21 protein-coding genes, 1 tRNA gene, 1 other RNA gene and 1 other annotated feature are annotated in these 24,610 nt (G+C 37.8%); of the genes, 20 read left to right on the top strand and 3 right to left on the bottom strand.

What is annotated here, in order from left to right:
- Positions 1–32 precede the first annotated feature (32 nt).
- From gyrA to proC, 12 genes are all read left to right on the top strand, one after another.
- Complete coding sequence (gene gyrA / locus OWO01_RS03155; protein ID WP_268778976.1) at positions 33–2,519, top strand: DNA gyrase subunit A; 2,487 nt, start codon at positions 33–35, stop codon at positions 2,517–2,519.
- Between the two features lie 69 nt (positions 2,520–2,588).
- On the top strand, positions 2,589–3,686 hold the full coding sequence (locus OWO01_RS03150) for an HD-GYP domain-containing protein (protein ID WP_268778975.1): 1,098 nt from the start codon (positions 2,589–2,591) through the stop codon (positions 3,684–3,686).
- A 184-nt stretch (positions 3,687–3,870) separates the two neighbouring features.
- On the top strand, positions 3,871–5,343 hold the full coding sequence (guaB, locus tag OWO01_RS03145) for an IMP dehydrogenase (protein WP_268778974.1): 1,473 nt from the start codon (positions 3,871–3,873) through the stop codon (positions 5,341–5,343).
- A gap of 822 nt (positions 5,344–6,165) precedes the next feature.
- The gene (locus OWO01_RS03140) at positions 6,166–6,372 is read left to right on the top strand and encodes a heavy-metal-associated domain-containing protein (RefSeq protein WP_268778973.1); all 207 of its coding nucleotides are present in this window, start codon (positions 6,166–6,168) and stop codon (positions 6,370–6,372) included.
- 60 nt (positions 6,373–6,432) lie between these two features.
- Positions 6,433–8,301, top strand: coding sequence for a heavy metal translocating P-type ATPase (locus OWO01_RS03135; RefSeq protein WP_268778972.1), 1,869 nt, complete (start codon positions 6,433–6,435; stop codon positions 8,299–8,301).
- On the top strand, positions 8,298–8,981 hold the full coding sequence (locus tag OWO01_RS03130; protein ID WP_268778971.1) for a Crp/Fnr family transcriptional regulator: 684 nt from the start codon (positions 8,298–8,300) through the stop codon (positions 8,979–8,981). Before OWO01_RS03135 ends, OWO01_RS03130 begins: the two co-directional genes overlap by 4 nt.
- Before the next feature lie 457 nt (positions 8,982–9,438).
- Positions 9,439–10,776, top strand: coding sequence for a D-alanyl-D-alanine carboxypeptidase family protein (locus tag OWO01_RS03125; RefSeq protein ID WP_268778970.1), 1,338 nt, complete (start codon positions 9,439–9,441; stop codon positions 10,774–10,776).
- Positions 10,777–11,667: 891 nt separating this feature from the next.
- Entirely contained in the window at positions 11,668–12,552 is an 885-nt protein-coding gene (pdxS, locus tag OWO01_RS03120) for a pyridoxal 5'-phosphate synthase lyase subunit PdxS (RefSeq protein ID WP_268778969.1), read from the top strand.
- Between the two features lie 40 nt (positions 12,553–12,592).
- Complete coding sequence (pdxT, locus tag OWO01_RS03115) at positions 12,593–13,183, top strand: pyridoxal 5'-phosphate synthase glutaminase subunit PdxT (RefSeq protein WP_268778968.1); 591 nt, start codon at positions 12,593–12,595, stop codon at positions 13,181–13,183.
- Positions 13,184–13,223: 40 nt separating this feature from the next.
- Positions 13,224–13,443, top strand: a binding site (T-box leader).
- A gap of 66 nt (positions 13,444–13,509) precedes the next feature.
- Positions 13,510–14,784 carry a serine--tRNA ligase gene (serS, locus tag OWO01_RS03110; RefSeq protein WP_268778967.1) on the top strand — a complete coding sequence of 425 codons (1,275 nt, stop codon included), beginning with the start codon at positions 13,510–13,512 and terminating at the stop codon, positions 14,782–14,784.
- Between the two features lie 66 nt (positions 14,785–14,850).
- Positions 14,851–14,943, top strand: a tRNA-Ser gene (locus tag OWO01_RS03105).
- A 263-nt stretch (positions 14,944–15,206) separates the two neighbouring features.
- The gene (gene proC / locus OWO01_RS03100) at positions 15,207–16,028 is read left to right on the top strand and encodes a pyrroline-5-carboxylate reductase (protein ID WP_268778966.1); all 822 of its coding nucleotides are present in this window, start codon (positions 15,207–15,209) and stop codon (positions 16,026–16,028) included.
- Between the two features lie 38 nt (positions 16,029–16,066).
- Here proC and OWO01_RS03095 read toward each other — a convergent pair whose 3' ends face one another.
- Positions 16,067–16,726 (bottom strand): deoxynucleoside kinase, encoded by a 660-nt coding sequence (locus OWO01_RS03095; protein WP_268778965.1) that lies wholly within the window; start codon positions 16,724–16,726, stop codon positions 16,067–16,069.
- On the bottom strand, positions 16,723–17,364 hold the full coding sequence (locus tag OWO01_RS03090) for a deoxynucleoside kinase (RefSeq protein WP_268778964.1): 642 nt from the start codon (positions 17,362–17,364) through the stop codon (positions 16,723–16,725). The genes OWO01_RS03095 and OWO01_RS03090 overlap by 4 nt, the downstream gene beginning before the upstream one ends.
- 338 nt (positions 17,365–17,702) lie before the next feature.
- Here OWO01_RS03090 and OWO01_RS03085 point away from each other — a divergent pair, with 338 nt between their 5' ends.
- A complete protein-coding gene (locus OWO01_RS03085) occupies positions 17,703–18,218 on the top strand; it encodes a type 1 glutamine amidotransferase domain-containing protein (RefSeq protein WP_268778963.1) in 516 nt (171 codons plus the stop codon).
- Positions 18,219–18,262: 44 nt separating this feature from the next.
- Here OWO01_RS03085 and OWO01_RS03080 read toward each other — a convergent pair whose 3' ends face one another.
- The gene (locus OWO01_RS03080) at positions 18,263–19,555 is read right to left on the bottom strand and encodes a glycoside hydrolase family 18 protein (RefSeq protein ID WP_268778962.1); all 1,293 of its coding nucleotides are present in this window, start codon (positions 19,553–19,555) and stop codon (positions 18,263–18,265) included.
- Positions 19,556–19,684: 129 nt separating this feature from the next.
- Here OWO01_RS03080 and tadA point away from each other — a divergent pair, with 129 nt between their 5' ends.
- From tadA to OWO01_RS03045, 7 genes are all read left to right on the top strand, one after another.
- Positions 19,685–20,194 (top strand): tRNA adenosine(34) deaminase TadA, encoded by a 510-nt coding sequence (tadA, locus tag OWO01_RS03075; protein WP_268778961.1) that lies wholly within the window; start codon positions 19,685–19,687, stop codon positions 20,192–20,194.
- A 78-nt stretch (positions 20,195–20,272) separates the two neighbouring features.
- Positions 20,273–20,537, top strand: an RNA gene (gene ffs / locus OWO01_RS03070) — signal recognition particle sRNA large type.
- Between the two features lie 134 nt (positions 20,538–20,671).
- Positions 20,672–22,369, top strand: coding sequence for a DNA polymerase III subunit gamma/tau (dnaX, locus tag OWO01_RS03065; protein ID WP_268778960.1), 1,698 nt, complete (start codon positions 20,672–20,674; stop codon positions 22,367–22,369).
- Between the two features lie 19 nt (positions 22,370–22,388).
- Entirely contained in the window at positions 22,389–22,718 is a 330-nt protein-coding gene (locus OWO01_RS03060; protein ID WP_268779084.1) for a YbaB/EbfC family nucleoid-associated protein, read from the top strand.
- A 13-nt stretch (positions 22,719–22,731) separates the two neighbouring features.
- Entirely contained in the window at positions 22,732–23,328 is a 597-nt protein-coding gene (recR, locus tag OWO01_RS03055; protein WP_268778959.1) for a recombination mediator RecR, read from the top strand.
- 191 nt (positions 23,329–23,519) lie between these two features.
- Positions 23,520–23,738 (top strand): YaaL family protein, encoded by a 219-nt coding sequence (locus OWO01_RS03050; protein ID WP_268778958.1) that lies wholly within the window; start codon positions 23,520–23,522, stop codon positions 23,736–23,738.
- A 224-nt stretch (positions 23,739–23,962) separates the two neighbouring features.
- Positions 23,963–24,229: a pro-sigmaK processing inhibitor BofA family protein gene (locus tag OWO01_RS03045; RefSeq protein ID WP_268778957.1), complete on the top strand. Its 267-nt coding sequence runs from the start codon at positions 23,963–23,965 to the stop codon at positions 24,227–24,229.
- Positions 24,230–24,610: the final 381 nt, after the last annotated feature.

The raw sequence follows: 24,610 nt of genomic DNA, 5'->3' as shown, positions 1-24,610 counted from the left end.
GTAGTGTCCTCATCCGGATAGGAGGTAATCGTATGGTGGATAATCAACGTCCACAAGTACAAGAAATAAATATTGGTAAAGAAATGCGTACTTCTTTTTTGGATTATGCAATGAGCGTAATCGTAGCTAGAGCGCTACCAGATGTACGTGATGGATTAAAACCTGTTCATCGAAGAATATTATATGCAATGAATGACTTAGGTATGCATGCGGATAAGGCTTATAAAAAATCTGCTCGTATCGTTGGTGATGTTATTGGTAAGTATCACCCTCATGGTGATTCGGCTGTTTATGAAGCAATGGTTCGAATGGCACAAGATTTTAGTTATCGTTATATGCTTGTCAATGGTCATGGTAATTTTGGTTCGGTCGATGGTGATCCAGCTGCTGCGATGCGTTACACAGAGGCGAAAATGTCTAAGATCTCCATGGAACTGTTGCGTGATATTAACAAGAATACGATTGATTACGCAGATAACTATGATGGATCTGAACGAGAGCCTGTTGTTCTACCTGCACGTTTTCCAAACCTACTTGTCAATGGTGCTTCGGGAATCGCGGTTGGGATGGCGACCAATATTCCTCCACATCAATTAGGAGAAACCATTGATGCTGTTTTAGCAGTTAGTGAAAACCCGGAAATAACGATTGATGAGTTAATGGAAAATCATATTTTTGGTCCTGATTTCCCAACAGGTGCAATGATCCTTGGCAGATCTGGGATAAGAAAAGCTTTTGAAACGGGAAAAGGTTCTGTTACTATTCGTGCGAAAGCTGAAATAGAGGAACAAGCTAACGGTAAATCCCGTATCATTGTAAGTGAATTGCCATACCAGGTGAATAAAGCGAAATTAGTGGAGAAGATTGCAGAATTAGCTCGTGATAAGAAAATTGAGGGCATTACTGATTTACGCGATGAATCGGACCGGAACGGTATGCGGATGGTAATTGAATTACGACGTGATGCGAACCCGAATGTTTTACTGAATAATCTGTACAAACAGACATCTCTTCAGACTTCATTTGGTATTAACATGCTTGCATTAGTTGATGGACAACCAAAAGTATTGAACCTAAAACAAGCGTTAGAATACTATCTAGAACACCAGAAAGAAATTATTAGACGTAGAACGAAATATGAATTAGAAAAAGCTGAAGCAAGAGCACATATTCTAGAAGGTTTAAGAATTGCTCTTGATCATATTGATGAAATTATCGCGTTGATTCGTCAATCTGAAACAGCTGATATTGCTCGTACTGGTTTAATCGAGAAATATGACTTATCAGAAAAACAAGCACAAGCGATTTTAGATATGCGTTTGCAACGTTTAACAGGATTAGAGCGTGAAAAGATTGAACAAGAATATAATGAGTTATTAACGCTCATTAGTGAATTAAAGGCAATTCTAGCAGATGAAGAAAAAGTGTTAGAGATTATCCGTGAAGAATTGTTGGAAATTAAAGAACGCTTTAATGATACACGTAGAACTGAAATTGTTTCTGGTGGCATTGATTTCTTTGAAGATGAAGATTTAATTCCAGAGGAAGACATCGTCATTACGTTAACTCATCAAGGTTACATTAAGCGTCTCCCTTCATCGACGTACCGAACACAACGTCGTGGAGGTCGTGGTGTCCAAGGAATGGATACGAATGAAGACGATTTTGTCGAACATTTGGTTTCTACTTCTACACATGACACGGTGTTATTCTTTTCAAATAAAGGAAAAGTGTATCGATTAAAAGGTTATGAAATCCCTGAATTTAGTCGAACGGCTAAAGGGCTACCGATTATAAATTTATTAGAAATTGAAAAAGGAGAATGGATTAATGCAGTAATTACTGTCCATGAGTTTGAGAAAGATTCCTACTTATTCTTTACGACGAAGTATGGTGTTTCTAAACGTACTCCACTTGTTCAGTTTGCTAATATTCGTAAAGGTGGTTTAATAGCCTTAAATTTACGTGAGGAAGACGAGTTAATCTCTGTTCGTCTAACGGATGGACAAAAGCATATCATGATTGGGACAAGAAATGGTTCATTAATTCGCTTTGAAGAGGAGCAAATTCGCTCCATGGGACGTACTGCTGCAGGTGTAAAAGGTATTTCTTTACGAGAAAATGATGAAGTCGTCTCTATGGAAATTATTGAAGATGGCTATCATATATTAAACGTAACAGAAAATGGTTACGGAAAGCAGACGCATGAATCAGAGTATCGGATTACCAATCGTGGTGGTAAAGGGGTTTCTACTTGTAACATTACGGAGAAAACAGGAAAAGTGGTAGCAATTAAGACGGTTACCGGAGACGAAGATATTATGATTATTACAGCTTCTGGTGTATTGATACGTATGCCAGTAGAAGGTATATCAAAAACAGGTCGTAATACACAAGGTGTAAGGTTGATTCGTATTCAAGAGGAAGAGAAAGTAGCTACAGTTGCGCGAATCGAATTGAAAGAAGAAGAATTAGAAGATGTTGTTGAACCATTAGCTGAAGAGGTACAAGAAGAATAGAGCGGTTTGAAACAATCGCTCTGAATTCGCTCTTTTGTTAATGGATTGAATCTAAGGTGGGTGATCATTTTGCAGGTACATCCCTTGCAACTTGTTCCAAATTGTGTGATAACAGAAGATATTTACGGGAAAACCAACCATCCGATTGTCAAAAAAGACACAATCGTTTCTGAGACTCATATCCAAGTATTACAAAGCTTTCTTATCGAGGAAGTTGAAGTAGCCTCCAGGCTAGCAAATGGTCTGCCGTTTCAACCGCAAGAATTGGATCAAATAGATCAAATAGATCAACTAAGCAACTTCAGTACAACGAAAGAACACAAGTTAACCTTTCTTGAACATTATCATCAAGTAGTTGATCACTACCGGAAACTATTTGTGAGCTGGCAAAGTGGTACACCAATCGAAATTCAAGATGTTCGTCAATTGATTGTACCTTTGTTAGAAAGAGTTGATTTTGCAAAATCGCAAATTTTATTGCTAGCAAATCAAGCTTCAAAAGATAATTATTTCTATCATCATAGTGTAGCAATCAGCTTACTGACCGCATTATTATCCAAACGCTTAGGTTGGGAAAAAGAATGGGTTCAAATCAGTATTGCTGCATTTTTAGCAGACAGTGGTATGGCTAAAATGAACCGTTCCCTATTTGAAAAGAAAGGGGCTATTTCTGAAGGTGAGTTTACAGAAATAAAAAAACACCCTACCTATTCTTATCGTTTTGTGGAAAAGTGCTCTTCAATAGGGAAGCCTGCAAAACTAGCAATCTTACAGCATCATGAAAAATTAGATGGTACAGGTTACCCTTTAGGGGTAACTTCAGATAAAATTCATTCCTATGCAAAAATTATTGCTATAGCTGATGCATACCATGCGATGACATCTGAACGTTTCTATCAAAATAACCGTCCCTTTTTTGAAGTGATTTCGGACATGTATCAATTAATTGATATTCAATTCGACACAGAAATCTTCAAAACCTTTGTCTCGTTTATAGAGAATGTGATGGGTGGAGCGAAAGTGAAGCTATCAAATGGGGAAGCGGCGGAAATTAGTTCTATAAAACTAGGAAAACAAAAAGAACTAATGGTTTTCACAAAAAAAACAAAAGAATTTATCGTACTAGATACGCACAACAACGTAACGATCGAGTCGATTATTTTATAATGCAAAAGAACAAATCATTTTTTTGATTTGTTTTTTGCATTTTGGGATCTAAGCACTAGTTAAATTCGAAAAAAGGTTGAAAATAAAGTCACAATGTCGTATTGTAAATAACAATAAGAATTGCATGGTTTTATTCTAGTAAGAATAAATGAAAAATAAAGAGAAACCAATAAGGAGGATAACAATGAGGGAGGACAAGTTCGTAAAAGAAGGTTTAACTTTTGATGATGTACTATTGGTGCCTGCAAAATCAGAAGTTTTACCTAGAGATGTATCAATTAAGACTTCATTATCGGAAACACTTCATTTAAACATTCCATTAATCAGTGCTGGTATGGATACGGTAACGGAAGCAGAAATGGCAATCGCAATGGCTAGACAAGGTGGATTGGGTATTGTTCATAAGAATATGTCGATTGAAGATCAAGCAGAGCACGTTGACCGGGTAAAACGATCTGAAAGTGGTGTAATCACGAACCCATTTTTCCTTTTACCAGATAACCAAGTGTTTGACGCAGAACATTTGATGGGGAAATTCCGAATCTCAGGTGTTCCTATTGTCAATAACAATGAGGAGCAAATTTTAGTAGGGATTTTGACGAACCGAGATCTACGTTTTATTGAAGATTACTCGATTAAAATTTCTGAAGTAATGACTAGTGAAAAATTAGTTACTGCACCAGTAGGGACAACATTAAAAGAAGCAAGTAAAATTCTTCAAAAACACCGGATTGAGAAATTACCGTTGATTGACGATAAGGGTGTTTTAAAGGGACTAATTACAATTAAAGATATCGAGAAAGTGATTGAATTCCCTAACTCAGCAAAAGATAAGCAAGGTCGTTTATTAGTAGGCGCTGCAGTAGGGGTAACTGGTGACGCGATAACACGAATTGATAAGCTTGTTGAGGCTGGTGTGGATGTTATTGTTATTGATACAGCACACGGGCATTCGAAAGGTGTTATCGAACAAGTGAAGAATGTGAGAGAAAAATATCCTGATTTAAACATTATCGCTGGTAATGTTGCAACAGCAGATGCTACTAGAGAATTAATTGAAGCGGGTGCTACAGCTGTAAAGGTCGGAATTGGTCCAGGTTCTATCTGTACAACAAGAGTTGTTGCAGGGGTAGGTGTACCACAAATTACAGCAGTTTATGATTGTGCTGTAGAAGCTGCTAAATTTGGTGTTCCTATTATTGCTGATGGTGGAGTGAAATATTCTGGTGATATCGCAAAAGCATTAGCATCTGGTGCACATGCAGTAATGTTAGGTAGCTTGTTTGCTGGTGTAACGGAAAGTCCGGGAGAAACAGAAATTTTCCAAGGCCGTCGTTATAAAGTATATCGCGGCATGGGTTCTGTTGCAGCAATGAAATCTGGTTCCAAAGATCGTTATTTCCAAGATACAAATGATGCAAAAAAATTAGTCCCTGAAGGTATTGAAGGTAGAGTTGCCTATAAAGGACCAATCGCAGATACAGTTCATCAGTTATTAGGAGGCCTTCGTTCTGGTATGGGCTATTGTGGTGCTAAAGATCTTGAATCTTTCCGTCGTGATGCACAGTTTGTTCGAATGACTGGAGCGGGACTAAGAGAGTCACATCCACATGATGTACAAATTACCAAAGAAGCACCGAACTATTCTGTTCAATAAACAGCTCAAAAAGACTATTAGCCATTTCGATGGTAGTAGTCTTTTTTTCTTTATGCCTATTTGCTTACGGCATAATAGACAAAAACTGTGAAGTAAGTGATTTATCTTCTTCACATAAAAATGTTCACATGAAGATGGAGGATCAAAAAGTACTGTAACTTCTTTAAGGTGGGTTTTTCGCCTAGGTTCAGGGCAGGAAATGCACCTAACCTCGTCGAAACGACCACTTTCACTTAGGTTAAACCCTAAAAAGAGCTTCAACCTCATCGAAACGACCACTTTCACTTAGGTTAAACCCTAAAAAGAACTTCAACCTCGTCGAAACAACCACTTTCACTTAGGTTAAACCCTAAAAAGAGCTTCAACCTCATCGAAACGACCACTTTCACTTAGGTTAAACCCTAAAAAGAGCTTCAACCTCGTCGAAACAACCACTTTCACTTAGGTTAAACCCTAAAAAGAGCTTCAACCTCGTCGAAACAACCACTTTCACTTAGGTTGACCCCAAAAAAGTGCTCTAACCTCGTCAAAACACTTACATACCTAGACTCGCTAATGAACAGTTTATACAGACGCTGTAATAATAACTGTAATTATTATTCCATATCACATCCATTTCATATCAACAATAAGATTGATTTTTGAGATAGACTCCACAAAAAGTTATGCGACAGTTATTTTAGAATTTTCATATAGTCAGCATTGTTTACGCTTAGCTAAATTTTAAATAAAATAAAGTTATTTTTTAAAACTTGATCATGATCAAGTTTTGTTTCTCTTTTTTTCAGTATGCTTAAAGCAACAAAGAAAGGGGAGAACAACATGGAAAAAGTAATTTTACAGTTAGAGCAGCTTGGGTGCCCGAGTTGTATAAAGAAGATTGAAACTGGCGTGTTACGTATCGCTGGTGTTGAGTCTGCACAATTAATGTTTAATTCAAGTAAAGTGAAAGTAACTTTTGATCCGAACGAAACGAATAAATCAGAGATAAAAGGAACGATTGAGAATTTAGGGTATCAAGTCAAATAATGTGACAAGGCATAGGTCAAATAGGGACCTGTGCCCTCATCATTACGAGGAGGAGCATGTATGGCAAAGATCTTGCAACGTTATAAAAATAAAATCATAATTGCATCAGGTTTATTAATTGGTTTAGCTTTTGTATTTCCCCTTATGGGTATAGGGAAGGTGGCTGATCCTCTACTTGTATTAGCGACAATTATTGCAAGTGTTCCTATCTTCTATCATGCGTATCAGGCAATTAAGCTAAAGTTATTCAGTATTGAACTCCTTGTTAGTATTGCTGTTATCGGTGCACTTATAATTGGTGAGTATCTCGAATCTGCCGTAGTAACTTTTTTATTTTTGTTTGGTAGTTTTCTAGAATCACGTACGTTGGCTAAAACGCGAGCTTCGATCCAATCGTTAGTCGATTTTGCGCCTGAAAAAGCGACAGTGATCAGAGAAGACAAAGAGGTTATCGTCCGCGTTGAAGAGGTGAATCAAAATGACCAAATTATTGTCAGGGCTGGTGGTAAAGTACCTGTTGACGGTGAAGTTGTACAAGGCGAAGCTACCATTAATCAAGCAACGATAACAGGTGAAAGTATGCCAGTTGATAAGAAAAGTGGGGACTATGTTTATAGTGGTACGATTGTAGATATAGGATTCATTAAAGTTAAGGCTGAAAAAGTTGGTGAGGCTACTGCATTCGCCAAGATTATTGAATTAGTTGAAGAAGCACAAGATGCGAAATCAAAAACGGAGCGTTTTTTAGATCGTTTTGCACAGTATTACACACCAGGTGTAATGATTCTATCGCTTATTGTTTATCTTATTATGCACGATGTTCATTTAGCGATCACTTTTCTAGTAATTGCCTGCCCAGGAGCTTTAGTTATTGGTGCCCCTGTTTCAAATGTAGCGGGTATTGGAAATGGGGCGAAAAACGGAGTGTTAATGAAGGGGGGAGATGCGATTGATCGCTTTAGTAAGGTTAAGACATTTGTCTTTGATAAAACAGGAACACTAACACTTGGTAAACCTGAGGTTACTAAGATTATTAATCGGAGTGAAATTGATGAGAATGAGTGGTTGGCTCAAATCGCAGGAATCGAAAATGCATCTGAGCACCATATTGGTCGATCAGTTGTCCAAGAAGCGAAAAATAGAAATTTAAAATTTGATGAGCCTAAAGAAATTGTTGAAATCATTAAAGGACAAGGCGTTCGTGCTATACTGGATGAAAAGCGTTGGTTAATTGGTAATCGACAGTTGTTAAAAGATGCAGAGGTTGAATTTGATGAGGACACACATTTGTTAGCTCAAGAAGAAGAATCGAAAGGGCAAACGGTCATTTTTGTCGCGTGTGAAAAAAACATGATGGGGTTAATTATGATTGCTGACAAAATACGTCCTGAAGCACGAGATGTGATCGAGCAATTAAAACGCTCTGGTTCTAAAAAAATGATTATGCTAACAGGAGACAACGAACGAACAGCTTTAGCCGTGGCCGATCAATTGGGTATTGATAAAGTTTATGCTGAACTGATGCCTAATGATAAATTGGATCATATCAAACAATTCCAAGCAAATGGTGAACGGGTAGTTATGGTTGGCGATGGCATTAATGATGCACCTGCCCTAGCATTGGCTGATACAGGTGTTGCCATGGGAATGAGCGGGACGGATGTGGCGATAGAAACTGCGGATGTTGTTTTAATGGCTGATCAGCTAGACCAATTATTCCATGCATTCCGGTTAGCTAAACAAACAGTTCGAAACCGGATACAGAACATTACCATTGCGCTAGTAACGGTGTTTATCTTATTATTTGGTGTTCTAAATCAGACGATTCATTTAGCGTCAGGAATGTTTATTCATGAATTAAGTGTATTAGTTGTCATCCTTAATGGTATGCGGTTAATACGTTTTAAGAAGGAGAGGTCGTTAAAATGACTAGTAAACAAACCAATGATTGTTCGCTACAAGGGTGTGTGAAAATGGTCCCTATTTTTAACCACTTGGCTCCAGAACAATTAGCTGAAGTAATGGAAATGATTAGCTCGACTCAACAACCTGCCGGTACCCATCTGTTTCATGCTGGCGATCAATCAGATGCTTTATATGTAATTCATACGGGTAAGGTGCGTTTATATCGTTTATCAGACACAGGGAAAGAGCAGCTTGTCCGTTTGCTGATACCGGGCGACTTTACTGGAGAGTTGGCTCTTTTTCTAGAAAGTGAGCATGAAACTTATGCAAAAGTCATGGAAAATGCTCAAATATGTAAAATAGCTCGATCAGACCTTCATAAATTGCTTGTTCGTTTTCCTGCTATTGCAATTCGGTTATTGAATCGTTTGGCGGAACGCTTAGAAGAAGCAGAGCAACAAACAATACGAGTAGCAACAGAAAAGGTTGAAGTTAGGCTTGTTCGTTTTTTAGCAAAATTAATGCCGAATGGGCAAAACGAAGCAACGCTTCAGTTACCGATGACAAGAAAAGACTTAGCTACTTATCTAGGTACGTCACCTGAGACAGTTAGTCGTATACTAGCAAAACTTGAAAAAGAAGGTTGGCTAAAACAACAAGGCCAAAAGAAAATTAAGATCAAAGCTATTGATCAATTGTTATGAAAGATGTAAAGAAGATCCACTAATTTTATACTCCTGTTTGATTGAAATTTAAAAGTGATAAGCAGTGATCAATTTGATGAATCTAATAATAAAGTGTTCGCCCCTATAGGCAACGATAGGGTCTTTTTTTCGGATAAATATCGCATTGAAAAGAAGATTAATTATTTCTATCTTTTCGAGTAAATAGAGAAGTTTTGAATTAAGTTTTTCATGATAAAATGATGTGAAAATTAATAAGTAAATTTTAGAAAAATTAGCCATTTCGATGTTAGTAGTCTTTTTTTGACGAGTTTGTCTCAAGACTAATTCAAGATTTTTTTAGTAAAAAATCAACAGTAAATAGAGTAAAGCTGATATGAAAATATTAGAAGAAAATATAGTCGAAAGTCCATTTCCCTTTCCTGTTACCTGTGCTAAAATAATTTAGGTAGATAAAATTTGCTGGAGGTATAATGAATTGAGAAATATAAGAAACAAAGTCTTTTCTAGTATGTTAATTTTTGTTTTGTTGGTTACTTTCTTTAATATAAACACTTTAGAAGTAAGTGCTTCTAGAATAGATACAGAAGCAGAATCTGCTATTTTGGTAGATGGTGATACAGGAGAAATTCTATTCGCTAAAAATGCTGATGTAAAATTACCACCAGCAAGTATGGTTAAGATGATGTCTGAGTACCTTGTTTTAGAAGCTATAGATGAAGGTAGAATTAGTTGGGATACAACGACACAAATTAGCGATTATGCTTACACTATTTCAGCTGATGTGGTTTCTTCAGGGATTGGATTGACTCAGTCTAAAGATTATACTGTTCATCAATTATATGAAGGTATGGCGATTATATCAGATAATGCTACTACGATTGCATTAGCAGAGTTAATCGCTGGTTCTGAAGGTGAATTTGTACGTATGATGAATGCAAAAGCCGAGGAAATGGGTCTTCCTGATGCTCATTTTGTTAACTCTACTGGTCTACCAAATGAATTGTTAGGAGAAAATTATCCAGAAGGGACAAGTCCTACTGATGATAATCTTTTGTCTGCACGTTCATTAGCGTTGTTAGCATACCACTTGGTAAATGATTATCCAGAAGCGTTAGATTTTTCTAGTACAATTACGTCCGAGTTAGATGGTCATATATTAGAAAACTTGAACTGGATGTTGCCATGGGATAATACTAATTTTGCTCCCTATTACTTTGAAGGAATCGATGGATTAAAGACCGGGTTTACAACAGCTGCAGGGTATTCGTTTACGGGTACTTCAACTCGTGATGGACGTCGTTTAATATCAGTAGTAATGCGTACCGATAGTAGAGGAGCGCGTTTTCAAGAAACAAAGCGATTAATGGAATATGGTTATGGTGAATTTAATGAACAAGAATTGTTTCCTGCTGGCTATCAACTAGAAGATCAAGAATCTATTGCTGTTAGTAGAGGAAGAGAAGATATAGTAGAAGTTGAATTGAGCGAAGCATTGTCTGCAATGGTTCGTATTGGAGAAGAAGATGCTTATTCTATTCAATATCATATCGATGAAGAAAAACTTAATGAAAACGGTGAATTAATCGCTCCGATAGAAGAAGGAGAAAAGATTGGAACCGTGGAATTAGTTTATGAGGGTAATGCAAATTACGGGAATATATTAGCAGATAAAGAAGGACAGGTAGTTGATTTAGTGACAACAACTTCAGTAGATAAAGCAAATTGGTTTATGATTACGATGGGAGCAATTGGTGACTTTTTCAGTGGGATCTTTTCTTCTGTAGTAGATACTGTAACTGGTTGGTTTTCCTAATAAAGTGAAACTTCAATCAGTGGGGGTTTTTAGGTGTTTCCCTACTGATTGTTAGCCCTAAAGGATGACCTAAAGGCCTTTGAACCATTCGAGGTACTAGCGTCCGATACTCCCACGATATTCTCGTTGTTTTAAAGTGGGAGTCTTACGGACGGTTGCTCCGGGATAAACGCACGAAATGAAAGTTCTTTTATATAGTGAGAAAATAAACTCCATTTAACGATCATACGTTAAGTGGAGTTTTTCTATGATCATTTAGCATACACCTATTGTTGGTAGAATATATTTTTTTAAAAAACGAGTTCGTTTTACTAATGCAAACTTATAAAAAATTGATTACATAGTAGACTCAAATAGTGAGGTAAATGATTTTTCTTCTCACTTTAATGATGTTTACGTGGGGGTGGGCATCAAAAAATACTGTAACTTTAAGGCGGTTTTTTCCCCAAGGTTTAGGGCAGAAAATGGCACCAACCTCGTCGAAACGACCACTTTCGCCTAGGTTAATCCCTAAAAAGAGCTGCAACCTCGTCGAAACGACCACTTTCGCCTAGGTTAAACCCTAAAAAAAGCTGCAACCTTGCTGAAACGCCTACTTAAACCTAGATTCACACCCCACAGTTTATACATACTATAATCATAATTGTTTTAAAGATGCGAGTCGGTGGAACTTAATTTTTGAGAATTTTAGTAAATATAGTGAAAGCGTCTAAAAATCTGCTATATCCACCTAAATCGGTCGGAAATTGAAAATGAATTTGAAATTTGTGTAAACTTGTAGAATAGATAGCCAAGATAGGCTTGCGCAAACGGATTAATTTAGTATACAATGTTGAATAATAGTACTGAAAATGATAAGAATTTTTGGCGAATGTATAGGGGGAATGAAAGATGGCGAATTTAGGTACAGATCGTGTAAAAAGAGGAATGGCAGAAATGCAAAAAGGTGGCGTCATTATGGACGTTGTCAATGCAGAACAAGCGAAAATTGCTGAAGAAGCAGGAGCAGTAGCAGTAATGGCTTTAGAGCGTGTTCCTTCTGATATTCGAGCAGCGGGTGGCGTAGCACGTATGGCCGACCCAACAATAGTAGAAGAAGTAATGAGCGCAGTATCAATTCCCGTAATGGCAAAGGCGCGTATTGGTCATATTGTGGAAGCAAGAGTACTCGAAGCTATGGGTGTTGATTATATTGATGAAAGTGAAGTATTAACACCTGCTGATGAAGTGTACCATCTAAATAAAAAAGACTATACAGTACCATTTGTATGTGGATGTAGAGATTTAGGAGAAGCGGCACGCCGTATTGGTGAAGGTGCTTCTATGTTACGTACAAAAGGGGAACCAGGAACAGGAAATATTGTAGAAGCTGTTCGTCACATGCGTGAAGTACAAGCTCAAGTTCGTAAACTTACAACGATGTCATTCGATGAAATTATGACATTTGCTAAAGAACTAGGTGCACCTTATGAAGTATTAGTTGATATTAAAGAAAATGGACGTTTACCTGTAGTTAACTTTGCTGCTGGTGGTGTAGCTACACCTGCTGATGCTGCCTTAATGATGCAATTAGGAGCAGATGGTGTATTTGTTGGTTCTGGTATTTTCAAGTCAGATGAACCAGCTAAATTTGCGAAAGCAATTGTTGAAGCAACAACACATTATCAAGACTACAAATTAATTGGCGAAGTATCAAAAGGAATCGGTACCCCAATGAAAGGTATTGAAATCAGTACCATTAAAGCTGAAGAACGTATGCAAGACCGTGGTTGGTAAATAATCGAGTTACGAATTTTTCATAAAGGACAGATTAGATATGACTAAAGTTGGTGTGTTAGGTTTACAGGGAGCAGTTCGAGAGCATGTTCGTTCGATTGAAGCGAGTGGTGCGGAAGCTTTAGTCGTAAAAAAGGTAGAACAGTTAGCAGAGATTGACGGCTTAATTTTACCAGGTGGAGAAAGTACTACAATGCGTCGTCTTATTAATCAATATGGTTTCTTATCTCCTTTACAACAATTTGGTAAAGAGGGAAAACCTATCTTCGGAACTTGTGCCGGGCTAATCTTGCTGGCAAATGAAATTGCTGGACAAGATCAGCCGCATTTAGGGCTTATGGATATGAAGGTAGAACGGAATGCATTTGGTCGGCAGCGTGAATCGTTTGAAACATCGCTAAAAATTACCGGTGTTGCGGATGATTTTGAAGCGGTCTTTATCCGTGCCCCATATATTGTTTCTGTTGGAGACGAGGTAGAAGTGTTGGCTACGTACCAAGATGCGATTGTATCAGCGAAGCAAGGACATTTTCTATGTAGCGCGTTTCATCCAGAATTAACAAATGATCACCGTTTGACACAATTTTTTGTTAAAATGGTGGAAGAAGCGAAGAAAGAACTTGCATTGTAGAGCGTTTTTCGCTATGATTAAAAAAATCACAAATAAATAGACGAACACATTGACAGGAAGTAGTAATAGTTATTTTTACTTGTAGAGAGCTGGTGGTTGGTGAAAACCAGTGTAAAGAGCTATGAATCCATCCTTGAGTTGATATGCGGGTGAAAAGCATATCCGGTTGCGCGAAGCAAACCGTTATTCTAAAAAGAAGCCGGAAGAATACGTTCTTCAATCAGGGTGGTATCGCGGGAAATTAAACTCTCGTCCCTATATATTTTAGGGATGGGAGTTTTTGTGTTCTCAATTTTTTTAAAAAAATTTTAACGGGAGGTTTCAACATGTTAGATGTGAAAATTTTACGTAATCAATTCGAAGAAGTAAAAGCAAAATTAAAATATCGTGGAGAAGATTTGTCTGATTTAGACAAGTTTGAAGATTTGGATCAATTAAGAAGAAGTTTAATTGCGGAAACGGAAGAGTTAAAAGCAAAAAGAAATGAAGTTTCAAAAGAAATTGCAGTAAGAAAAAAAGCAAAACAAGATGCAGATGAAATGATCAAAGAAATGCGAGCAGTTGGAGATGAAATTAAAGAAAAAGATGTTAAATTAAATGAAGTGGAAGAAGAATTATCAAACCTTTTATTAACGATTCCGAACATCCCACATGAATCTACGCCAGTTGGAGAAACAGAAGATGATAATGTAGAAGTTCGTCAATGGGGAGTAGTGAAAACTCCTGATTTTGAACAAAAAGCCCATTGGGATCTTGCAACAGAACTAGGCTTATTAGATTTTGAGCGTGCGGCAAAAGTAACAGGTAGTCGATTTGTCTTTTATAAAGGGTTAGGTGCTCGTTTGGAACGCGCATTGTTAAACTTTATGATGGATCTACATGCAGATGAGCATGGGTATGAAGAAATGCTACCACCATATATGGTCAATCGAACAAGTATGACGGGAACAGGACAATTACCTAAATTTGAAGAAGATGCGTTTAAAATTGAGGATTGGGATTACTTTTTAGTTCCAACAGCAGAAGTTCCTGTAACCAATTATTATCGAGATGACATTTTGTCAGTGCGTGATTTGCCACAAAAATTTGTTGCATATAGTGCGTCTTTCCGCTCAGAAGCAGGTTCTGCTGGTCGGGATACACGTGGTTTGATTCGTCAACATCAATTTAATAAAGTAGAGCTTGTTCATTTTGTTAAACCAGAAGATTCTTATCAAGTATTAGAAGAATTGACAGGGCATGCAGAAAAAGTTCTTCAGTTATTAGAATTACCGTATCGTGTCATGAGCATGTGTACAGCTGATTTAGGTTTTACGGCTGCAAAAAAATACGATATAGAAGTTTGGATGCCTAGTAATGATACGTATCGTGAAATTTCTTCTTGTTCAAATTTTGAGGCATTTCAGGCAAGACGTGCAGGTATTCGTTTCCGTCGAGAAGAAAAAGCAAAGCCAGAATTCGTTCATACCCTTAATGGATCTGGTTTAGCAATCGGTAGAACGGTAGCGGCAATTCTAGAGAATAATCAAAATGCGGATGGTTCTATAAATATACCTACTGTGCTACAACCATATATGGGTGGGAAAACGGTTATTAAGTAAAAAAAGATCAGAAGTATATTGACATGTTTGGCGGAAACTGATATTATAAATTTTGTCGTCAGTCACGGAGGAGTACCCAAGTCCGGCTGAAGGGATCGGTCTTGAAAACCGACAGGGGCTTCACGGCTCGCGGGGGTTCGAATCCCTCCTCCTCCGCCATACATATTTATTCAAAAACATCTAACTTTGTTAGGTGTTTTTTTATGTTGCGCATAAATAACATTGTGGAGAGTCTTACGAGAATGTAGAGATAAATAAAGCTGATGACAAAATAATCACTTTTTGTTTAAATATCAGTAAATTGTACGTGATGTGTTTCAGAGTTTTACGATCAATTATTTTCGAAATATTCCACAAATTATCTATACAAGAAAAGATAAATCTGTTAGGATACTAGCAATGAATTAACGAGGGGGATTAGGATGTTAAATAAAATAGCATTTCTTGGTGCAGGTGCAATGGCAGAAGCGATCATTGCTGGAGTTGTTCAGCAAGGTTTTATTGAGCCAGATAAAGTGATGGTTACGAATAAAAATGATCCAGAACAGTTAGCGCAGATTAAAGAAAAATATCAAGTTGAAGTGAATAGTGAAGTAAAAGCAACCATTGATCAAGCGGACGTCATCTTACTAGCAATGAAACCAAATGATGCGTCTTCAGCATTAGCGGAATTAAAATCATTCATTACAAAAGATGTCCTCATTTTATCCGTAATGGCAGGAGTCTCAACGGATTATATTGCAGAGCAGTTGGCAGCACCAGTGGCTGTAGTACGAGTGATGCCAAATACTTCAGCCATGATTGGTCAGAGTGCAACTGGGCTAACAAAAGGTGTACATGCTACAGATGAGCATATGGAAATTGCTAAAAGCTTATTTGAAACGATTGGATTGGTTCGTGAGGTAACAGAAGATGAAATTCATGTTATAACAGGTCTAGCAGGGGGAGGGCCGGCATATTTTTATTATGTGATTGAGGCACTTGAAGATGTATCGGTTGAATTGGGTTTAGAAAAGTCGTTAGCGAGTGATTTTATTAAACAGACCATTTTAGGAGCGGCCCAAATGTTACAAGTATCCTCAGATGATCCGGCAACATTACGAAAAAAAATCACTAGCCCGGCGGGAACGACCGAGCAAGGATTACTTGCTTTAGATGATTATCAAGTTAAATTAGCCTTCAAACAAGCAATCAAGCAGGCAACAAATCGCTCGATTGAACTAGGAAAATTACTTAGCGAATAAAAAAAACGGACAAATCTGTCCGTTTTTTTATAACCCTATTATTTTCTTGATTGATTAATAAAGTGCCCTACTTTTTCTAAAACAGATTCAATTGATCCTTTATTCTCAACCAAATCATAGTCAGCGATATTGATACGTAAGATCGGACAAGCGTTAAAGCTGTTGATCCAATTTTCGTAGCGACCGTGCATTTCTTTCCAATAACTCACTGGCGTTTGTTGCTCCATTGGGCGACCACGTTCTTTAATTCTACTTGTCACGTCTTCAAATGAACCTTCTAAATATATTAACAAATCCGGATGTGGGAAATATGGAGTCATAACCATAGCTTCGAACAGACTACGATATGTTTCATAATCGATGCCAGTCATTGTTCCTTTTTCATAATGCATTTTTGCAAAAATACCAGTATCTTCGTAGATCGATCGATCTTGAATAAATCCCCCACCATATTCGAAGATTCGTTTTTGTTCTTTAAAACGTTCAGCGAGGAAATAAATTTGCAAATGAAAACTCCATCGTTCAAAATCAGCATAAAATTTGTCCAAATAGGGATTGGTATCCACTTTTTCAAGAGATGTTCGGAAATTTAGTGCGTCCGCTAGTGCATGGGTCATGGTAGATTTACCAACGCCGACTGTTCCAGCAATGGTGATCACACTATCATGGGGAATTTGATATTTTTCTCTTAAATTCATCTGTTTCGTGCTCCTTTGATTAGTTGATGCTCTATTTTTTGAATAATCTTTTCGAGGTCTGTTTGATATTTAATAAAATCTAACTGATCTCCATCGATTCGAATCACTGGGATATCGGGGTTTTCTTTTTCAAAAGTATCCATAAATATCTCATAGTCTTGTTTTAATTGTTGTAGGTAAGAAGCTTGGATATTCTGTTCAACAGCTCGACCACGTTGAGTAATTCTCGCTAATAATGTGTCTAAACTAGCATCCAAATAAATCATTACATTTGGTTTTGGCATGTCAGCGGTGAGAATATGATAGATTTGTTCATATTTATCAAACTGTTCTTCTGCTAATGTTCGTTTAGCAAAGATCATATTTTTTGTTATATGGTAATCCGCAACGACCGGTTTATTCGCAGATAAGTATAAACGTTGAATATCTTCTAATTGTTTATATCGATTACATAAAAAAAACATCTCTGTTTGGAAACTCCACGCATCGATATCATCATAAAACTTGCTCAAAAATGGATTTTCTTCTACTATCTCCTTCAATAAATGGAGATCAAAGTGACTGGCGATTTTTCTTGCTAATGATGTTTTTCCAACGCCAATTGGTCCTTCAACGGCAAGAAAAGGAACGTGATTCATCCTATTTCCTCCTCAATAATAGTATAAAAAATAGACAAAGCTTATTCTACCATAACTTGAGCCTAATTGGATATGAAGAATGATTGGAAACTCTTAAGGATATAAGAGAAGCTCTAGATAGATAGCAAGATACTTACTTTGAAAAAATGCAAAAATGGTTTACAACAATTGAAATAGGGTAAACTTTTAACTAAGATTTAGGATAAAGTGAAACTTCAATTAGTGGAGGATGATCTTCCCCGACTGATTGGTAGTCTTAATGGATAACCTAAAGGCCATTGATGCCTTCGGGGTGAACCGCGAGTTACTCCATGATAAAAAATGAGGAGATGATTTGTATGAAAAAAGTAGCTGTTGTCATTTCGGATCTCTTTGAGGATGTTGAGTATACTGGTCCTGCAGAAGCGTATGAAGACGCAGGTCATGAGGTAGTGACGATTGGCCATGAAAAAGAAGCAGTTGTTACGGGGAAAAAAGGGGAGTCAAAATTCCCAGTAGATCGTGGAATTGGAGAAGTATCTGTTGAAGAATTTGATGCACTATTAATCCCTGGTGGCTTTGCACCTGATATTATGCGAGATGATGATCGTTTTGTTGCTTTTGCAAAAGCATTTATGGATGAAAAAAAACCTGTATTCGCCATTTGCCATGGTCCTCAACTTCTGATTACCGCAAAGGCTTTGGAAGGTAGAAAGGCGACTGGATATAAATCGATACGTGTAGACATGGAATATGCAGGTGTGAATTTTATCGATGATGAGGTCGTTGTCTGCCAAGAACAATTAGTAACAAGCCGTACGCCAGATGATATCGATGCATTTAATCGAGAATCACTTCGCTTACTAAGTAAATAAAAAATCCCCGCTCCACTTTTCTTGAAGTGAAGCGGGGATTTTTATTAATCGAGGTATTTATTTATCGTGAAATTACTATCTAACAAAAGCCAATTTTGAGGGAAAGCTAAACCGAGTTTCCAGTAGCTAATGCCTCGTAAATTTAATTCTTTAATGAGATCGAATTTTGCCTGAATAGATCGAGCATCTTCAAACCAGACTTCATGTTGATCACCAGCCTCATCGGTATATCGAAAATATGGTGCTTGTGCTATCGTGTCATAAGAAATTGCAACTTGATTATCACGTGCCAATAAAATGGCTTGTTGCGGGCTAACTGCTCTTGCATAATCTCCACCAGGTTCAAAAGGAAGTGTCCAGTCATAGCCATAGAGATTTTGTCCAAGCATGATTTTATCTGCGGGCATCTCTGTTAGTGCATATTCTATCACGATCCTTACTTGATCTAGTGGAGAAACTGCCATTGCGGGTCCCGCACTATAACCCCATTCATAGGTCATTAATACAACAAAGTCAGCGATCTCACCATGCGCCTGATAATCATGTGCTTCATACCATGCTCCTGGCTGATCGGCCCGTGTTTTCGGGGCTAGTGCGGTTGACATGAGCAATCCTTCCGTTGAAAGTCTTTCTTTTGCTTTGCGTAAAAATTGGTTGTATGCTTCACGATCTTCTGGTGGTAAGTATTCAAGATCAAAATGAACATCACGAAAACCGACTGTTTGAGCAGTTTGGATGATTTCGTCTAACATTCTGTTTTGCACTTGTTCATCTGTAACAATCAAATGCCCAAGTTCATCACTAAAAGCTCCTTCCTCTAAATTGGTAATGACAAGCATAAGGACGGCTTGATTTTGTTCCGCAATCGTTTGGAAATTATCGAGTAGCGGTGGTTGTAAGCTTCCATCACGGTTTACTTGATAACTAAATGGAGCTAGATAAGTTAGTAATGGTGCATGTTTTTCGGATGCATTAATTAGTGTTGGTGAGACAGTTGTACCGATTGGTTCTACATACGCGTTTGTTTCTATCGTTCGTTTCGGTTGTTCAGGTATATATAGTCGGAATCCAATGGACAGGGGTTGATTTGGATCAATTGTATTGATGCTAGCTAATTCCTTGTAAGTTAGGTTAAATTGCTGTGCGATTTTAAATAAACTATCACCGGGCTGTACGTAATAAAATTGACCAACGATTGGAATAACAAGCGCTTGACCAACAACAAGTTGATCTGGATTATCCAATTCATTCGCATCACTAATAGCTTGGCTCGTTGTGCCATAGTTATTAGCGATCGAAAAAAGTGTATCACCTTGCTGCACTACATGTATTTGCATACGTTTTTCCTCCTTAATAATCAAATCTCCATAATTAGCCTATGCGTGGGAAGATAGGAGTGTGAGGTTCTTTTTTTCTTGTAGATTTGTTACAATAAAGGACAAATACTAGAAATGGGAGCTTATACGATGACAGATGAAGATTATATGAAGCTGGCCATAGCAGAAGCATTGAAAGCACAACAGTTAGGCGAAGTGCCGATCGGGGCTGTCCTTGTTTATCAAGGAGAGGTTGTTGCTCAGGCGTTTAATCTACGAGAAGCATTACAAACGACGGCTTCCCACGCCGAGATGCTTGTGATTGATAAAGGAAATCAAGCAGTAGAAAGCTGGCGTTTAGAAGAATGCACCCTTTACGTAACCTTAGAACCATGTCCGATGTGCGCTGGTGCGATTATTCAAGCACGAATTCCTCGGGTAGTTTTTGGTGCATATGATCCGAAAGCTGGTTGTGCAGGGTCCTTAATGAATTTGTTAAATGATTCACGTTTTAATCATCAAGTAGAAGTCGTTGGTAGTATAATGGAAGAAGATTGTGGGAAGCTATTAACGCGTTTTTTTAAACAATTACGTGAACAAAAGAAACAAGCCAAAGTGCTTTCTATAGTTGATTATAAGGAAAAAAATACCATCGATTAAACATTGCAATTTTGGTGAAAAAGTTTTATACTTGTATTTGCGCTAAATTAGTGCACATGAAAATTGTTAACAAACTTGCCGTGCTAGGTGGGGAGGTAGCGGTGCCCTATACTCGCAATCCGCTATAGCGAGACGGAATTCCCATCTGAGGTGGATAACCTTAAGGTCTGCCATAAGGAATTGGTGCTGACGCTCGGGTCCTGCGCAACAAGAACCCGTGAACCCTGTCAGGTCCGGAAGGAAGCAGCAGTAAGCGGTCTTTCTTGTGTGCCGCAGGGATGCCTGGGCTGAGCCATGAACTTATGTAACGCTTGGGGTTGTCTCATCGACGATGGGTGCACGGCATTATTATATGAATGAAATAAATCTCTTACCATTATGGTGAGAGATTTTTGTGTATTTTCCAAGGAATTGTTCACATTGGCTGGGCAATTCAGTTATAATAGAAAAGAATGAAGAAGAGAGGGTTTAGCTAAAATGAGCTATCAAGCACTGTATCGTGTCTGGCGTCCACAAAGTTTTGCTGACGTAGTAGGACAATCGCATATTACTCGGACATTACAAAACGCAATTGTTCAAGAGAAATTTTCGCATGCCTATCTGTTTTCGGGTCCGCGGGGAACAGGAAAGACAAGTGCGGCAAAAATTTTCGCAAAGACAATCAATTGCAAGCAGGCACCAACGAAAGAACCTTGTGGACAATGTGAATCTTGCCAAGGTATTCAATCAGGGGCGATCTCTGATGTGATGGAAATTGATGCTGCATCCAATAACGGTGTCGAACAAATCCGTGATATCCGGGACAAAGTTAAATATGCGCCTAGTGCAGTATCTTATAAAGTCTATATTATTGACGAGGTACATATGCTTTCTATTGGTGCTTTTAATGCATTACTAAAAACGTTAGAAGAGCCACCGAAACACGTGATTTTCATTTTAGCCACGACAGAACCACATAAAATACCTTTAACGATCATCTCTAGGTGTCAACGTTTTGATTTCAAACGAATTACTCAACAGACGATCGTAGCGAGAATGCAAGCAATCATGGGGGAAGAAGAAGTTTCTGTCGAGCCAGAAGCATATGAAGCAATCGCCTTAGCAGCGGAAGGTGGAATGCGCGATGCATTAAGCTTATTAGACCAATCGATTTCCTATAGTGATGGGGAAGTTGGTTTAGCAGATGTCTTAGCAATCACCGGATCTGTCTCTCAAGGTAACTTGACTAAATTAGTGGAAGCGCTAGTTGAAAAAAACGTTCAACAAGCCTTACGATTGGTCGATCATTTTATCCAAGAGGGAAAAGATCCTGGGCGACTCGTGCATGACATGATTTATTTCTTGCGAGACCTTTTGTTATACCAAAGTGCACCTGGTTTAGCAGAAGTTCTTGAACGCGCAATGATCAATGATTCCTTTGAGGCATTGGCTGAAAAAGTAAATGCAAAATGGATTCAACAAGCAATTTCGTCTTTAAATCAGTGCCAGCAAGAAATGAAATGGACAAATAGCCCGAAAGTATTCATAGAGATTACGTTGTTGAAATTAACAGAGGAATCCCAAGCTGGTAGTGAGCAAAGTGCAGATTCAAACGAGGTTTTGCAGTTAAAACAGAAACTTGATACACTAGAAAAAGATTTAGCTGCCTTAAAAAAGAATCCGCCTGCAACTGCAGAAGCGCAACGGTCCAATGAAACGAATAAACGTAGACAACCACCGACGAAAAGCAGATTTAAAGTTCCTTATGAACGGATCCGCCAGGTGCTTGACACTGCTCAAAAAGACGATTTGAAGAAAGTTCAATCGCAATGGGCAACGTTTATGAAATTGTTAAAGCAGCAAAACGCACCTGCCCATGCAACACTACAAGATGCTAAACCAAGTGCTGCTTCAGCGGATGCATTAATTATTGCTTTTAAATACGAAATACATTGTTCGCTTGCTATGGAACATCGAGATAAGATAGAATCATTATTACAAGAATTAGTAGGGCAGCCAATAACCGTTGTTCCAATACCAGAAACAAACTGGCTTGAAATTCGACAAGAATATGTTCAGAAACAACGACAACAAGTAGACGAGAAACCGGAAGATGAAAAGGAAGAAGAAGATCCGGTAATAGCTGAGGCAAGAAAACTTGTTGGCGATGATTTATTAGAAATCCATGAAGACTAGATTATATTAGGAGGGAAATATTATGCGTGGTGGTATGGGTAACATGAATAAAATGATGAAACAAATGCAAAAAATGCAAAAGGATATGGTGAAGGCTCAGGAAGAGTTACAAGAAATGACGTTTGAAGCTACTGCCGGTGGTGGAATGGTTAAAGTAGTAGCAAATGGTAAGAAAGAGATTTTAGATGTTGAAATTAACGAAGAAGTTGTCGATCCTGATGATGTGGAAATGTTACAAGATCTTATTATTGCCGCAACAAATGAAGTTTTAAATAAAGTAGAAGAAAAGTCTAACGAAACCATGGGACAATTCACACAGGGAATGAATTTACCTGGAGGAATGTTCTAGGAGGGCATGATTAGTGTATTATCCAGAACCGATTTCAAAGCTGATTGATAGCTTTACTAAATTGCCAGGAATCGGACCGAAAACAGCGGTTCGTCTGGCTTTTTTTGTATTAAATATGAAAGAAGATGACGTGTTAGATTTTGCTAAAGCATTAGTGAATGCAAAACGAGAACTTTCTCATTGTACTACTTGCGGTCATATTACGGATCAAGATCCTTGTGCAATCTGTCAAGATGAATCACGAAATAATACAGTCATCTGTGTGGTGCAAGATCCAAAAGATGTGATTGCAATGGAAAAAATGAAAGAATTTAATGGTCGATATCATGTATTGCATGGCGCAATTTCCCCAATGGATGGCATCGGTCCAGAGGATATAAACGTACCAAGCTTGTTAACTCGTTTGAAGGATGAGGAGATCGAAGAATTAATTCTAGCAACGAACCCTAATATTGAGGGGGAAGCTACCGCCATGTATATCTCGCGATTAGTAAAGCCATCAGGTATCCGAATTACTCGTATAGCTCATGGATTGCCAATGGGTGGCGATTTAGAGTATGCCGATGAAGTAACCTTGTCGAAAGCGTTAGAAGGAAGACGTGAATTATAAAGGGAAACGCCAAATCAGTGTAGGGTTTAGCTTTACCGCTGCTGATTGTTAGCCCTAAAGGATGACCTGAAGGCCCTTGAACTATTCGGGGTGCTAGCGCCCGCTCCTCCTACTTAGCAACTTTGTTTTTCTTGCTGCTATGAAGAGGGAGTCTTACGGGCAATTGCTCTATGATAAAGGTGGTGACCTATGTGGGTCTACGTAAAAAGAAAAAGCAGAAGGAATTAGAACAAATTTTATTAGATGATATTTTTCGCTTACAGAAAGAATGGATGAAGTTGAAAGGTATTATTGAAAGAAGTGTTGAGCCCAGTGATGTCGGTCGCTATGATTTAATGGTTGCAGAAGCGAAATATTTTTATTTGTTGAGAGAGGCTCGTTATCGTAATTTAAATGCTCGTCACATTTAGTTGTGACGAGCTGTTCTATTTTTTATGGAATTATCATAATTTCTTTATAAGTATAAAAAGTGAAACTATAATGGGTGGAGAGATTCGATATTGCCCCACTGATTGTTAGTTGAACCATTCGGAGTGCTAGTTTCCGTTCCTTCCACTTAGCCAACTTTGATTTTTTTGATGTAGACGAGTGGGTGCTTTACGGACGGTTGCTCCGGGATAAAGGGGAGATTGTGATGAACTCAGTTATGATCGTTAGCATTATTATTGCAATGATTACTATTTTACTAATTGTCGGAGCACCAATAAAGCCGATTCAAGCACTTATGCAAGGAGCAATGAAGTTAGCAATTGGTGCATTGTTTTTATTTTTCTTTAATATAGTTGCTGCATCTGTAGGTATGCACTTACCAATTAATGTGGTTACAGCCACAATTGCTGGGTTTCTAGGTATCCCGGGTATGATTTCGTTAACTGCATTGCATATATTTGTCTTTGTTTAACTTTTCGTAGTAATCTATATCTATAATTTAATGAGAGAGAAAAACTCAATTTCCTATCGGAGGTTGAGTTTTTTGCTTAAATGGTACTCAGGGATTCTTCAATTTTTGAATACTAGTGTTTATGAATAATTTTTTCACAATTAAATTTTGAATTAGTGTTTTATCTAGGATTACACCGGGTACAAGTAGGAATAGATGACTTTATTCAAAAATAACTTGCACTACTCATTACTATATGGTATATTATTTGAGCGTCGAAATAACATTGTAAAAAAACAACGAGAGGCCAAGTTGTTTCGACAAAAGATTAAAAAAATCATTGACTTCTATACCTTATGTATGATACGATATAGAAGTTGTCAAAAAAAGCAGCGTAATTAT

The sequence above is a fragment of the Natronobacillus azotifigens genome (assembly GCF_026805325.1).
Classification (GTDB): domain Bacteria; phylum Bacillota; class Bacilli; order Bacillales; family Amphibacillaceae; genus Natronobacillus; species Natronobacillus azotifigens.
The sequence above is the reverse complement of the archived record's forward strand: the minus strand, read 5'-3'. Positions and strand labels throughout refer to the sequence as shown.